The following is a 12,855-nucleotide window of genomic DNA, read 5'->3' as shown; positions in this document are numbered from 1 at the left end:
GGGGGCCCCACGCCTCAATCGCCGGCGGGGCTGATTTGTGGGGCCCTGCCCCGGACCGTCCCCCTGCGCCCTGGGGGCGGGGCGACCCCCACCCCTCAATCGCCGGCGAGGCTTGATGTCGGGGCTCGCCCCGGACCGTCCCCCTATCCCCTGGGGGCGTGGGGGCCCCACCCCTCAATCGTTGGCGGGGCTGACAAAGTCAGCCCGTTGGGGGTCCCCCGGGACGAAGTCCGGGGAAGATTGAGGACACCCCCTACACCCTGCGGGCGTGGGAGGTCCCCACCTCAGGCCGTACGGGGGTCTGGAGGCTCGTCCCCAGTTACGGGACAGGCCCGTCAGTTACGGAAAAGGCCCCGTCGCCTGCGCAAACCGTTGACCCCATACCCACCAGTCGGTATGTTCCCCGCACTCCTCGTCCCCGCATCCACCGGAGTGTGCACAGCATGGATCCCGCCGCCCACCTCACAGACTCAGCCTCCCCACCCCCCGCCGATCCCCGTCGGCGCCGCGTGGCCACCGCAGCCGCCCTCGCCTCCGCCGTCGAGTGGTACGACTACTTCGTCTTCGGTATCGCCGCCGCCCTCGTTCTCGGCGACCTGTACTTCCCCTCCGGCAGTTCGTCGGCCGGCGTGCTCGCCGCCTTCGCCACCTTCGCCGTCGGCTTCCTCGCCCGCCCCGTCGGCGGCATCATCGCGGGCCAGCTCGGCGACAAGCACGGCCGCAAGCCGATGCTGGTCCTCGCGCTGGTTCTGATGGGCCTCGCCACCGTCGGAATCGGACTGCTCCCGACCTACGAGACGATCGGCATCGCTGCGCCCGTGCTGCTGGTGCTGTTCCGCGTCATCCAGGGCATCGCGGTAGGCGCCCAGTGGGGCGGCGCGATGCTGATGGCCACCGAGTACGCCCCCGAGGGCAAGCGCGGGCTGTACGGCAGCCTCGTCCAACTCGGCGTCCCCATCGGCGTGGTGACGGCCAACACCGTCTTCCTGATCGCCGGAGCCGTCACCAGCGACTCCACCTTCGCCGCTTGGGGTTGGCGCGTCCCCTTCTTCGTCGGCTTCCTGGTCCTCGCACTCGCCTGGTTCATCCACACCCGGGTCGAGGAGACCCCCGAATTCCGCGCGGCCGAACGCGCCCTGGCCGCACAGGAGAAGAGCGAACCCCGCTCGCCGCTGCGCACGATTCTGCGGGAGCACCTCGGCACTGTCTTCCTGGCCGGCGGCTCCTTCGCGGTCAACACCGCGACCTTCTACATCATCATCACCGGCGTGCTCGACTACGCGACCCGCGAACTCGACATGAAGCGAAGCGCCGTGCTCACCGTCTCGCTCTGCGTCAGCCTCACCCAGCTGGCGCTGATACCCGCGGCGGCCGCGCTCTCCGACCGCATCGGGCGGCTTCGTATCTATGCCTTCGGCGCGGTCGGTCTGCTGGTCTGGGCGATCCCGCTGTTCCTGCTGATCGACACCAAGTCGCTGCTCTGGCTGGGCGTCGGCACCTTCGTCACCAGCTGTTTCCTGAGCATCATGTACGGGCCGCAGGCGGCGCTCTTCGCCGAGCTGTTCACCGCCGAGATGCGCTACACGGGAGCCTCGCTCGGCTACCAGATCGCGGCGGTTTTCGGCGGCGGACTGGCCCCGTTCATGATGGTCCTGCTGCTGGAGGCCACCGGCACGTCGATGGCCGTGTCCGCCTACATCATCGGCCTGGCTGTCATCGCCCTCGTCTCGATCAGGATTCTGTCCAATCGGGCGGCCGCCCGGACTGCCGAGGCGGCCGCCGCCCAGGAGTGAACCGTTCGCGATTCACTGACGTGAGACTCGTGTGTGCGGCCGTCCGACTTCCCCCGCGGGGCGGCCGCATTCACTCACGTCACGCGGCTGGGCTGCCCGGCCGCCGGAAAGCACCAGAAAGCGCAGAAAGCAGAGAAAGCACTGGTCAGCTCCGACGGTCCCGGACCTCGGGCGCCCCGGTGTCCGAGGTCCCGGTGTCCGCGGCTGTGGGCTCCCCCGCCGAAGCCTGTGAAGCCGTCGCCGGGGCAGCCACTCGCCGGGGCCGGCTGCGGGAGACGGCCACTCCGGCCAGGCACAGCGCGCCGCCCGCCATGGTCAGCCAGCCCGGCACCTCGTCCAGCGCCAGCCACGACATCAGCACGACCAGCGCCGGTACGGCGTAGGTCGTCGCGCCCATCCGTCCCGCGGTCGTACGAGCCAGGGCGTACGCCCAGGTCGTGAACGCCAGCGCGGTCGGGAACACGCCCAAATAGACCATGTTGAGCGTGGCCGACAGCGGCGCCCGCTCCGCGTCGGAGACCAGCTGCCCGATGAACGGCAGACAGGCCACCGCACCGACCAGACAGCCGAAGGTCGTCACCTGGAGCGCGCTCGCATGCGCCAGCGCGGGCTTCTGGCCCACCACCCCGCCCGCGTATCCCACCGCCGCCAGCAGGCACAGCAGCACCCCCAGCGTGGAGGCGCTGCCCTTGCCCGACATCGAAAGCCCTACGGTCACCGCCCCCGCGAAGGACACCGCCATCCCGGCCAGCAGCCGCGGCGGCAGCGCCTCGCCCAGCAGCCGCGCGCCGAGCAGCGCGATCAGGACCGGGCCGATGTTCACGACCATGGCCGCCGTGCCCGCGTCGACCTCCTGCTCGCCCCAGTTGAGGACCACCATGTAGACGCCGAACCAGAGCAGCCCGGATATGGCGATCCCGGTCCAGGCGGCACGCGGCGGCAGCCCCTCGCGCCGGATCAGCAGGACGCAGCCGAGCGCCAGGGACCCGGCGAGGAGCCGTCCGAGGGCGAGCGCGCCGGGAGAGTAGGCGTCGCCGGCGCTGCGGATCGATACGAATGCGGAGGCCCACAGCACGACAGTGACGCCCGCGGCGGCCAGGGCGGGCCACTGCGAACGGCCGACGGAGGGCGAGAGGTTCGTCATGGGCCGACGGTACGGCCTCGACCGTTCGGCGCTCACCGCAATATGCCCGGCTCGATGCCGAGCAGGTCGTGCAGCGCCCGCTCGCCGTCCGCGGTCACCTTCACGGCCCGCTCGGACCCGATCCGTACGCACCAGCCGGCCTGAAGCGCATGGCGGCACAGCTCGGCGCCCGCGGTCCCGGCGAGGTGCGGTTTGCGCTCGGTCCAGTCCAGGCACGACCGTACGAGCGGCCGCCGCCCCCTCCGCTCCAGGGGGAGCCCCAACTCGCCGAACCAGCCCACCCCTTGGGAGGTCAGCGCGAATCCCGTGTCCTGGTGCAGCAGCCCGCGCGCGGTCATCGCCTGGGTGATGGCGATGCCGAGCCGCCCGGCGAGATGGTCGTAACAGGTACGCCCCCGGGCCATGGCGCTGCGCGCGCTCGCCGCCCGCAGCGTTCCGGCAGGCTCGTCCGGCGCCGGCGCGCAGTGCGAGGCGAGTTCCTCGACGAGATGCGCGACGCGTTCGTCGGCGAGGCGCACATAGCGGTGCCGTCCCTGCCGTTCCTCGGTGAGCAGCCCGCCCGCGACGAGCTTGCCCAGATGCTCGCTCGCGGTCGACGGCGCCACGTGCGACTGCCGCGCGAGCTCGCCGGCGGTCCAGGCACGCCCGTCGAGCAGCGCGAGACAGAAGGCGGCACGCGTCTCGTCGGCGAGGAGCGCGGCCAGGGCGGCGAGGTCTCTGGATCGCATGTCTCCAGGATCCGCCATTCATCGTTCGGTGGCGGCCGAAGCGTCCCGTCGTTCCGCCTGACCCGCCTGACCCGCCTGACCCGCCTGACCCGCGCGGGTCTCGTGCGGCGCCCGGATTTCGTACGCCGCGCGGGTCAAGCGCGCGTCAGCGCCGCGTACTGCACGGCCAGGCCGTCGATGAGCGCGCGCAGCCCGGTCTCGAACGCGCCCTCGTCCACCTTCTGCTGCCGCTCGGCGAGCAGATGCGCCTGGCCGAGGTGCGGATAGTCGGCCGGGTCGTACGCCGTCTCGTCGTCCACGAAGCCGCGGGCGAAGGAGCCGAGCGCCGAGCCGGTGATGAAGTACCGCATCAGCGCGCCGATGTACGTCGCCTGGGCCGGCGGCCAGCCCGCGCGGACCATCGCGCCGAACACCGCGTCGGCCACTTTGAGGCCGGCCGGGCGGCGTCGTGGGCCGCGGGCCAGGACCGGGACGGTGTTGGGGTGGGCGGTCAGGGCGGCGCGATAGGAGACGGCCCAGTCGTGCAGCGCGGTGCGCCAGTCCCGCTCGTCGTCCTCCTCGAACATCGACAGATCGACCTGCGCGCTGACCGCGTCCGCAACGGCGTCGAGGATCTCGTCCTTGTTGCGGAAGTGGTTGTAGAGGGAGGGTCCGCTGACGCCGAGCTCGGCCGCCAGCCGCCGGGTGGAGACGGCGTCGAGACCCTCGGCGTCCACGAGCGCGCTCGCCGTCTCGACGATGCGTTCTCTGCTGAGGAGGGGCTTGCGCGGGCGGGCCATGCGGCACATAGTAGGGCCTGCCGAGGAGAAACTAGCAGTGATAGTTAAAAGTGGGTGTCGCATGAACCTGGAGCTCAGCACGGAGCAGGCAGCCGTACGGCAGCTGGCCAAGGACTTCGTCGACCGCGAGATCACCCCGAACGTCGTCGAGTGGGACCGCGCCGAGAGCGTCGACAAGTCGATCGTGAAGAAACTGGGCGCGCTCGGCTTCCTCGGGCTCACTGTCGACGAGGAGTACGGCGGCTCGGGCGGCGACCATCTGGCGTACTGCCTGGTCACCGAGGAGCTCGGACGCGGTGACTCATCGGTGCGCGGCATCGTGTCCGTATCGCTGGGTCTGGTCGCCAAGACCGTCGCGGCCTGGGGCGACGAGGCGCAGAAGCGCCACTGGCTGCCACGGCTCACGACCGGCGAGGCGCTCGGCTGTTTCGGGCTCACCGAGCCGGGGACCGGGTCCGACGCCGGAAATCTGACCACCAAGGCAGTGCGTGACGGCGACGACTACGTCATCGACGGCTCGAAGATGTTCATCACCAACGGCACCTGGGCCGATGTGGTGCTCCTGTTCGCCCGTACCAACGATGCGCCCGGGCACAGGGGCATCTCGGCCTTCCTGGTGCCCACGGACACCCCCGGACTGGCCCGCCGCACCATCCACGGAAAGCTCGGCCTGCGCGGCCAGGCCACCGCAGAGCTGGTGCTCGACGCCGTGCGGGTGCCCGCCGCCACCATGCTCGGGCCCGAGGGCAAGGGCTTCTCCATCGCCATGTCCGCGCTCGCCAAGGGGCGGATGTCGGTCGCTGCGGGTTGTGTCGGCATCGCGCAGGCCGCGCTCGACGCGGCCGTGGGCTACGCGGGGGAGCGCGAGCAGTTCGGCAAATCCATCGCCTCGTACCAGCTGGTCCAGGAGCTGATCAGCGACATCTCCGTCGACGTGGCCGCGGCCCGCATGCTGACCTGGCGGGTCGCCGACCTGGTCGACCGGGGCGAGGACTTCGCCACCGCCGCGTCCCAGGCCAAGCTCTTCGCATCCGAGGCGGCTGTCCGCTCGGCCGGCAATGCCCTGCAGGTCTTCGGCGGCTATGGCTACATCGACGAGTATCCGGTCGGCAAGCTGCTGCGCGACGCGCGTGTGATGACCCTCTACGAAGGCACCAGCCAGATCCAGAAACTCATCATCGGCCGTGCGCTGACCGGGGTCTCCGCCTTCTGAGTCCAGGAGCCCTTGAGTCCCGGAGCCTCTGAGTAGGTGAGTGAGTACGGGAGCGGATGTGGCGCGGGCCGGGCCCGTCGATGCTGGCGGACATGAGTGAGACACCGGTCAAGCAGCAGAGCACGACGGCCTTCTACGGCCAGTCGGTCGCCTCCTTCGCGGTTGCCCTTGCGGCCGTCAGCGTCGGCATCCTCTATCTCGACGCGGACGCCTGGGTGCGCGGCTTCCTCGCCATCGCCGTCCTCTATCTGACGACCTCCGCGTTCACCCTGGCCAAGGTGATCAGGGACCGCCAGGAGGCCGGACAGATCGTCAGCCGCGTCGACCAGGCCAGGCTGGAGAAGCTGCTCGCCGACCACGACCCCTTCTCGAAGGTCTGACGTCAAGCACTAAGCGCTTGCTCACCGGCGAGGTAGGGTGTGCCTTCTGCTGAACGGAAGGGGCGAGCGATGAGTACGGCCAAGGACATGGCGGGCGAGGACATGCCGTGGGACGAGGTCACGCCCGAGGCGGCGAGGAAGCTGCTCGTCGCTGCCGTCGAGGCCTTCGCCGAGCAGGGTTATCACGCGACGACGACCCGGGACATCGCCGGCCGCGCCGGGATGAGCCCGGCCGCGCTCTACATTCACTACAAGACCAAGGAAGAGCTTCTCCACCGGATCAGCCGGATCGGGCACGAGAAGGCTCTGGAGGTCCTGTCCGGGGCGGCCGGCATCGAGGGCACGCCCTCCGAGCGGCTCGCCGAGGCCGTGAGTTCCTTCGTCCGCTGGCACGCCGGACGGCACAACACCGCGCGGGTGGTGCAGTACGAACTCGACGCGCTCTCCGACGAACACCGCACCGAGATCGTGGAGCTGCGCCGCCGCAGCGACGCTGTCGTACGCGAGATTCTGCGCGAGGGTGTGGAGTCGGGGGAGTTCGACGTCCCGGACGTGCCCGGCACGACCCTCGCCGTGCTGTCGCTCTGCATCGACGTGGCGCGCTGGTTCAACACCCAGGGGCGCAGGACGCCCGACGAGGTCGGCGCGCTCTACGCCGACCTCGTCCTGCGGATGGTCACCGCCCAGAAGTAGTCCAGCTGCTCAGAAGAGTCAGAAGAAGTAGCGGGACACCGACTCGGCCACGCACACCGGCTTGTCGCCGCCCTCGCGCTCGACCGTGACGAGGGCGGTCACCTGCACGCCGCCGCCCGCATCCTCGACGCTCTGCAGGACCGCGGTGGCGCGCAGCCGCGAGCCCACCGGCACCGGGGCGGGGAAGCGGACCTTGTTGCTCCCGTAGTTGATGCCCATCTTCATGCCCTCGACGCGCAAGACCTGCGGTACGAGGGTCGGCAGCAGCGACAGCGTGAGGTAGCCGTGCGCGATCGTCGTGCCGAAGGGGCCGCTCGCCGCGCGCTCGGGGTCCACGTGGATCCACTGGTGGTCGCCCGTGGCCTCGGCGAAGAGATCGATCCGCTTCTGCTCGATCTCCAGCCAGGCGCTGTAACCCAGCTGCTCGCCGACCCCGGCGCGCAGTTCGTCGGCGGAGGTGAAGATCTTCGGCTCAGCCATGTCCTTGGTACCTGCCTCTCAAGCGTTCAAGCTCTTGTCTAAGCGCTTGCTCAGCATGGTTGGCAGTGCGCGCTCTGTCAACGGACGACCGGCGGTGGATGGCCCGCGTCGGACGACCCGTGACGGATGGCCGGCGGCGGGCGGTCAGCGACGAACCACCAGTAGGCTTCGAGGAGTGCCACAGATTCCCGAGACGATTCATGAACTCACGGTCGGCCAGCTGTCCGCGCGCAGCGGCGCCGCGGTGTCCGCCCTGCACTTCTATGAGTCCAAAGGCCTGATCAGCAGCCGCCGGACCAGCGGAAACCAGCGCCGTTACAGCAGGGACGCGCTGCGCCGCGTCGCTTTCGTCCGTGCCGCGCAACGCGTCGGCATCCCCCTCGCGACGATCAGGAAGGCCCTCGCCGAACTTCCCGAGGAGCGCACGCCGGACCGGGAGGACTGGGCCCGGCTGTCCGAGGCATGGCGCACGGAACTCGACGAACGCATCCAGCAACTCGGCCGCCTCCGCGACCACCTCACCGACTGCATCGGCTGCGGCTGCCTCTCGCTGGAGACCTGCGTACTGTCCAACCCGGACGACATCTTCGGGGACCGGATGACGGGCTCCCGCCTGCTTCCGGAGGGCCGGAAGCCGCGCAGGAGCGAGGCCTGAGGCGACGGCGGGCGCGGCCCTGCCCGCGGGCAGCGGCCCGCACACCGGGCGGCAACTGATCCGAAAGCGCGCGGGACGACGTGAAAGGTGGGCCCGCACCCCCGTGACAGGCCCACCTTTTCCGCGGATCGTGCGCGGGCCCGCACTCCCGTGACGGGCCCGCTCAGTCCGGCGGGCCGTAACCCAGCGCCTGTGAACGGGCGTTGGCCCCACAGCCCAGGTCCCCGCACCCCCACTGCGGGGACACGCGGCGTGGACATCGGCGTCCTCGGTTACGGATTTCCGCAACCACTGTGCGGGCCAGGGCCGGCGTCCGGCCACCGAATTTCCGCGAAGTCCCGGGCCGCGCTCACCAGTTCAGCGTTGGACGCGGCACGCCTCCCGTCCGGCAGGAAGAGCACATCCTCCAGGCCGATCCGGGTGTCCAGACCCGACCGTCGCGCGAGCCGCAGCACCGGCCACGCCCCGCCGTCCTCGCCGTGCAGCAGCAGCGGTATCCCATGGGCCGTGCCCAGCTGGACGAGGAGCGAGCGCGCAGACTCCCCGGCCGTGCCGGGCTCGGTGTCCCTCACCTCGGCGAGCACCCGCAGCACGCGCGGGGCAAGCGGGGACGCCAGAAAACGCCGCGGCCCGTCCGTCCCCGACCACAGGCCTGCCTCCACGCCGACCCCGCGCTCCAGCAGGGCGGCGGCGACCAACTCCGCCCCCGGCTCGTGCCAGTTCACCGAGGCGTGGTCGGGCAGCACCGTCCAGGAGCGCACGCGCTCCACCCGCCGCCCGGGATCGGGTTCCGCCCAGGCACCCGTCGTCACCCCGACGGGAACGTCCACCACGGCCCGTATCGCCGTGAGCACCTCGGCCAGGGCGCGCGGCGACAGGGTGTCGTCGCCGCACGGTGTCTTGGGGTGCACATGCACCTCGGCCGCGCCGGCGGCGACGGCTTGTGCCGCCGATTCGGCCATCGCCCCGGGCGACAGCGGCACGGCAGCGCCGTCAGTGGCCGAACGAAGCCCGTTCAAGCAGACCTGGATCATGCCGTCGATGGTGCCGGCCACCACTGACAACGCCACTGAACGTCACTGACGACGCAGCTGGCGACGCGTTACGAGCGCCGCCGACAGGGGGCCACCGACGACGCCATTGACGACGCCACTGACAACGCGGGGGCTCACCGACCTCGTCGACCGCCCCCGCGCGTCTCAGGCGACCGACGCCAGTTTGTTGCGCCCCGCCCGCTTGGCCGCCGCCACGGCCTCGGACGTCAGAACGGGCTGCGGCACGACAATGCCGCAGCCCGCGCAGACCGGCCCGAACCACGGCTCGTTCGCAAGATCCTGCCGCCACACGATGTGCGTCCCCCGGCACACCGGACATGCCGCGCCCGGTTCCGTCTCCAGCGCCCCAATCAGCCGCCGCAGCACCTCGTCGAGCGGCGCCGAGGGATGCGCGGCGGGCCTGTCGCAGCGCGCGACGCCATTCCCGCCCCACGTCCGCCGGTGCCAGTCGTCGATGGACGCCGGCCGCCGCAGCCCGTCGTGCTTCTCGCGCTTGCGGCGGTCCGCGAAACCCTCTTCGTACGCGAGCCAGACCGCCCGCGCCTGCTCCAGTTCCTCGAGCGCGGCCACCAGCCGCGCAGGATCGGGCGCTCGGTCCTCGGGCTCGATACTGTGCCTCGCGCACAGATGATCCCAGGTTGCCCGGTGCCCATAAGGGGCAAATCGTTCTAGGCACTTGCGCAGCGAATAGCGCCTGAGCGCCAGATCACACCGCGCGTCGCGCACCTGTCTCGCAAGACTCCGGAAACCGGCCATCGCACTGCCACCTCCGTCGCTCGTACTTCGGCGTCATGGAATGGACGTACGTGTGCCCGATCCGGCTCCATCGAAAATCCGATGGCGGTCATCAGCCGAATTTCGCCTACGGTGCCGGGCCTGACGGGGGAGGGTTCGATCTTCAGTGAGCAGCCGCGCGGCCTTGTCGCCACCCCCCGCACCACCGGGCTGCCTTCTCGACGGGCTCGTGGCCAGCGGCTACACCGCCGCCCCGCGAATCCGCCCCTCCCCGTCGTGGTGATGGCGCGTTGCAGAGCAAGCGCGGTGGTGATTCGGAAAAGGTGACGCATGTTCACCTTACTCGCGAGTCATACCGCCAGTAACGTCCGGCGCACCGGCCTCCCCGAGGAGCATCCATGCGACGACGCATCGGAAGACTCAAAACTGCCACAGCCGCCGCGGTGTTCGCGCTCGCCGGCGGTCTGCCGGCCCCCCTGCCGCAGGCCGCGGCCGCCAACCCCGCAGCCCCCACCGCAACCGCAGCCGACGGCGACCTCTGCCAGGGCCAGTGCGCCGACATCCTGCCGCCCGGCCAGAACGGCAACGCCACCCTCACCGAGATCCTCGCCCACCGCGTCCTCGGCACCCGTCCCGCCCACAGTTCCGACCAACTCGGCCGCTACGACTCCCTGGTCGGCGGCCACGGCGGACTCACCGACGCCAGACTCAACGACTTCTTCAACGACGCCTCCTTCGGCGTTCCCGCCGCCCAGGTCGAATCCGTCACCAGACCCCGCCCGGACGTCACGATCACCCGCGACAAGAAGACCGGTGTCCCGCACATCAAGGGCACCACCCGCTACGGAACCGAGTTCGGCGCCGGATTCGCCGCGGGCCAGGACCGCCTGTGGATGATGGACCTCTTCCGGCACATAGGCCGCGGCGAGCTCACCTCATTCGCCGGCGGCGCGCTCGCCAACCAGGGCCTGGAGCAGCAGTTCTGGCCGCAGGCCCCGTACACCGAGGCCGACTACGAGGCGCAGATCGAGCGGATCCGGGCCACCGAGGGCGCGCGCGGCGAGCAGGCCATGGCCGACGCCCAGGCGTACGTCGACGGCATCAACTCGTACCGCGAGAAGTCCAAGAACGGCCGGTACTTCCCCGGTGAGTACGTCCTCACCGGCCATATCGACTCCATCACCAACGTCGGGGAGATCCAGCCCTTCAAGCTGACCGATCTGATCTCCATCGCCTCGGTCGTCGGCGGCCAGTTCGGCGGCGGAGGCGGCGGCGAGGTGCAGGCCGCGCTCTCCCTCCTCGCCGCCCAGCAGAAGTACGGCCTGGTGGAAGGCACCAAGGTCTGGGAGTCCTTCCGGCAGCGCGAGGATCCCGAGGCCGTCCTCACGGTCCACGACGGCACCAGCTTCCCGTACGCGAACAAGCCCGCGAACCCGCGCGGCACCGCACTGCCCGACGCCGGTTCGGTCGTCCCCGAGCAACTCGTCCACGACAGAACCGGATCGGCGGGCACCGGGGCCAAGTCCCCCGTACGCGCCCCGGAGCGCCTCAAGCCGGCGCAGGGCATGTACGACGACGGGGTGATTGCGCCCGGCTCGCTCGGCGGCAAGCGCGGCATGTCCAACGCGCTCCTCGTCTCCGGCAAGAGCACCGCGAGCGGCAGGCCCATCGCAGTGTTCGGCCCGCAAACCGGGTATTTCGCACCACAGTTGATGATGCTTCAGGAGCTCCAGGGCCCCGGCATCTCGGCCCGCGGCGTCTCGTTCGCCGGCGTCGGCATGTACGTCCAGATGGGCCGCGGTCAGGACTACGCGTGGTCCGCCACCTCCGCCGCCCAGGACATCACCGACACATACACGGTTCAGCTCTGCCAGGACGAGGTCCACTATCTCTACCGGGGCGTGTGCACCCCCATGGAGAAGCTGGAGAAGCGCAACGCCTGGAAGCCCACGGTCGCCGACTCCACCGCCCCGGGCTCCTACCGCATGCAGGTCTGGCGCACGAAGTACGGCATCGTCACCCACCGCGCCACGGTCGGCGGCAAGCCCGTCGCGTACACCTCGCTGCGCACCACCTATCGCCACGAGGCCGACTCGATCATCGGCTTCCAGATGCTCAACGACCCGTCGTTCGTGACCGACGCCGCGTCCTTCCAGCAGGCCGTGCACAACATCGACTACGCCTTCAACTGGTTCTACGCCGACTCCCGTACCGCCGCCTACTACAACAGCGGAATGAACCCGGTGCGGGCCGACGGCGTCGACCCGGCGCTGCCCGTCCTGGCCGAGCGGCAGTACGAGTGGCAGAACCACGACCCGGCCGCCAACACAGCCGCGTACACGCCCTTCGCCCAGCACCCCCGGTCCATCGGGCAGGACTACTACATCTCCTGGAACAACCGGCAGGCCAAGGGGTACGCCACCGCGGCCTTCGGCTTCGGCGCCGTACACCGCGGCGATCTGCTCGAGGACCGAGTGGCGAAACTCGTCGCCGACGGCGGCGTTACCCGTGCCTCGCTCACCCGGGCGATGGCGGAGGCAGCCGTCACCGATCTGCGTGGCGAGCAGCTGCTGCCCGAACTGCTGAAGGTGCTTCGCTCCCAGCCGGTCACTGATCCCCAACAGAACGCGGTTATAGCGCAGTTGGAGTCATGGCGGGCAGCGGGGTCGCAGCGCAGGGAGAGCGCGCCCGGCTCGCACAGCTACACCCATGCCGACGCGGTGCGCATCATGGACGCCTGGTGGCCGCTGCTGATCGAGGCCGAGTTCGGACCGGGGCTCGGCGACGACCTCTACCGCGCGCTGACCGGGAACCTCGCGGTCGACGAATCCCCGGCGGCGAGCCACGGCGCCACCGGCGCACACAGCGGCTCCGCCTTCCAGTACGGCTGGTGGGGCTTCGCCGACAAGGATCTGCGACAGGTGCTCGGCCTGCCGGTCCAGGGCCCGCTGGCGAAGACGTACTGCGGAGGCGGCGACCTCGCCGCCTGCCGTGACGTGCTCCTCGCCACGCTGAAGCAGGCGGCGGCCAGGCCGGCGACCGAGGTCTACCCCGCCGACGGCAGCTGCAAGGCCGGGGAGCAGTGGTGTTCGGACGCGATCATCCATCGCGCGCTGGGCGGCATCACCCACCCGGCGATCAGCTGGCAGAACCGGCCGACGTATCAGCAGGTCGCGGAATTCCCCTCCCACCGATGACAA

Annotated in this window: 12 protein-coding genes; 6 read left to right on the top strand and 6 right to left on the bottom strand. The window is 70.5% G+C overall.

What is annotated here, in order from left to right:
• The first annotated feature begins 443 nt into the window (after window positions 1–443).
• Entirely contained in the window at window positions 444–1,793 is a 1,350-nt protein-coding gene (locus J7E87_RS08255; RefSeq protein ID WP_215091541.1) for an MFS transporter, read from the top strand.
• 145 nt (window positions 1,794–1,938) lie between these two features.
• On the opposite strand, the gene J7E87_RS08250 is transcribed toward J7E87_RS08255, so the two are convergent.
• The 3 genes from J7E87_RS08250 to J7E87_RS08240 all read right to left on the bottom strand — a co-directional run bounded on the left by J7E87_RS08250 (window position 1,939) and on the right by J7E87_RS08240 (window position 4,444).
• On the bottom strand, window positions 1,939–2,937 hold the full coding sequence (locus J7E87_RS08250; RefSeq protein ID WP_215091539.1) for a DMT family transporter: 999 nt from the start codon (window positions 2,935–2,937) through the stop codon (window positions 1,939–1,941).
• Window positions 2,938–2,969: 32 nt separating this feature from the next.
• The gene (locus J7E87_RS08245; protein WP_215091537.1) at window positions 2,970–3,665 is read right to left on the bottom strand and encodes a helix-turn-helix transcriptional regulator; all 696 of its coding nucleotides are present in this window, start codon (window positions 3,663–3,665) and stop codon (window positions 2,970–2,972) included.
• A 134-nt stretch (window positions 3,666–3,799) separates the two neighbouring features.
• Window positions 3,800–4,444 (bottom strand): TetR/AcrR family transcriptional regulator, encoded by a 645-nt coding sequence (locus J7E87_RS08240; protein WP_215091535.1) that lies wholly within the window; start codon window positions 4,442–4,444, stop codon window positions 3,800–3,802.
• Between the two features lie 61 nt (window positions 4,445–4,505).
• Between J7E87_RS08240 and J7E87_RS08235 the strand changes: the two genes are divergently transcribed.
• The 3 genes from J7E87_RS08235 (at window position 4,506) to J7E87_RS08225 (ending at window position 6,730) form a co-directional block, all read left to right on the top strand.
• A complete protein-coding gene (locus J7E87_RS08235) occupies window positions 4,506–5,657 on the top strand; it encodes an acyl-CoA dehydrogenase family protein (RefSeq protein ID WP_215091533.1) in 1,152 nt (383 codons plus the stop codon).
• A 92-nt stretch (window positions 5,658–5,749) separates the two neighbouring features.
• Window positions 5,750–6,037: a YiaA/YiaB family inner membrane protein gene (locus tag J7E87_RS08230; RefSeq protein ID WP_215091531.1), complete on the top strand. Its 288-nt coding sequence runs from the start codon at window positions 5,750–5,752 to the stop codon at window positions 6,035–6,037.
• Window positions 6,038–6,106: 69 nt separating this feature from the next.
• A complete protein-coding gene (locus J7E87_RS08225; RefSeq protein WP_215091529.1) occupies window positions 6,107–6,730 on the top strand; it encodes a TetR/AcrR family transcriptional regulator in 624 nt (207 codons plus the stop codon).
• An 18-nt stretch (window positions 6,731–6,748) separates the two neighbouring features.
• Here the strand turns inward: J7E87_RS08225 and J7E87_RS08220 are convergent, their stop codons facing one another.
• Entirely contained in the window at window positions 6,749–7,210 is a 462-nt protein-coding gene (locus tag J7E87_RS08220) for a MaoC family dehydratase (protein WP_215091527.1), read from the bottom strand.
• Window positions 7,211–7,385: 175 nt separating this feature from the next.
• Between J7E87_RS08220 and soxR the strand changes: the two genes are divergently transcribed.
• Complete coding sequence (soxR, locus tag J7E87_RS08215) at window positions 7,386–7,865, top strand: redox-sensitive transcriptional activator SoxR (RefSeq protein WP_215091525.1); 480 nt, start codon at window positions 7,386–7,388, stop codon at window positions 7,863–7,865.
• A 272-nt stretch (window positions 7,866–8,137) separates the two neighbouring features.
• Here soxR and J7E87_RS08210 read toward each other — a convergent pair whose 3' ends face one another.
• Both J7E87_RS08210 and J7E87_RS08205 read right to left on the bottom strand, forming a co-directional pair.
• Window positions 8,138–8,899 carry a 3-keto-5-aminohexanoate cleavage protein gene (locus J7E87_RS08210; protein WP_215091736.1) on the bottom strand — a complete coding sequence of 254 codons (762 nt, stop codon included), beginning with the start codon at window positions 8,897–8,899 and terminating at the stop codon, window positions 8,138–8,140.
• A gap of 165 nt (window positions 8,900–9,064) precedes the next feature.
• Entirely contained in the window at window positions 9,065–9,676 is a 612-nt protein-coding gene (locus J7E87_RS08205; protein ID WP_215091523.1) for a hypothetical protein, read from the bottom strand.
• Between the two features lie 377 nt (window positions 9,677–10,053).
• On the opposite strand from J7E87_RS08205, the gene J7E87_RS08200 reads away from it, so the two are divergent.
• Window positions 10,054–12,852, top strand: coding sequence for a penicillin acylase family protein (locus J7E87_RS08200; RefSeq protein ID WP_215091521.1), 2,799 nt, complete (start codon window positions 10,054–10,056; stop codon window positions 12,850–12,852).
• Window positions 12,853–12,855 lie beyond the last annotated feature (3 nt).

This window comes from Streptomyces sp. ISL-1 (assembly GCF_018614585.1).
GTDB lineage: Bacteria > Actinomycetota > Actinomycetes > Streptomycetales > Streptomycetaceae > Streptomyces > Streptomyces maoxianensis.
This window is presented reverse-complemented; position numbering and strand designations above follow the sequence as displayed.

Bases quoted from the DNA above. Each gene is read 5' to 3' on its own strand.
- J7E87_RS08255 (WP_215091541.1), top strand. From the start codon at position 444: ATGGATCCCGCCGCCCACCTCACAGACTCAGCCTCCCCACCCCCCGCC.
- J7E87_RS08250 (WP_215091539.1), bottom strand. From the start codon at position 2,937: ATGACGAACCTCTCGCCCTCCGTCGGCCGTTCGCAGTGGCCCGCCCTG.
- J7E87_RS08245 (WP_215091537.1), bottom strand. From the start codon at position 3,665: ATGCGATCCAGAGACCTCGCCGCCCTGGCCGCGCTCCTCGCCGACGAG.
- J7E87_RS08240 (WP_215091535.1), bottom strand. From the start codon at position 4,444: ATGGCCCGCCCGCGCAAGCCCCTCCTCAGCAGAGAACGCATCGTCGAG.
- J7E87_RS08235 (WP_215091533.1), top strand. From the start codon at position 4,506: ATGAACCTGGAGCTCAGCACGGAGCAGGCAGCCGTACGGCAGCTGGCC.
- J7E87_RS08230 (WP_215091531.1), top strand. From the start codon at position 5,750: ATGAGTGAGACACCGGTCAAGCAGCAGAGCACGACGGCCTTCTACGGC.
- J7E87_RS08225 (WP_215091529.1), top strand. From the start codon at position 6,107: ATGAGTACGGCCAAGGACATGGCGGGCGAGGACATGCCGTGGGACGAG.
- J7E87_RS08220 (WP_215091527.1), bottom strand. From the start codon at position 7,210: ATGGCTGAGCCGAAGATCTTCACCTCCGCCGACGAACTGCGCGCCGGG.
- J7E87_RS08210 (WP_215091736.1), bottom strand. From the start codon at position 8,899: ATGATCCAGGTCTGCTTGAACGGGCTTCGTTCGGCCACTGACGGCGCT.
- J7E87_RS08205 (WP_215091523.1), bottom strand. From the start codon at position 9,676: ATGGCCGGTTTCCGGAGTCTTGCGAGACAGGTGCGCGACGCGCGGTGT.
- J7E87_RS08200 (WP_215091521.1), top strand. From the start codon at position 10,054: ATGCGACGACGCATCGGAAGACTCAAAACTGCCACAGCCGCCGCGGTG.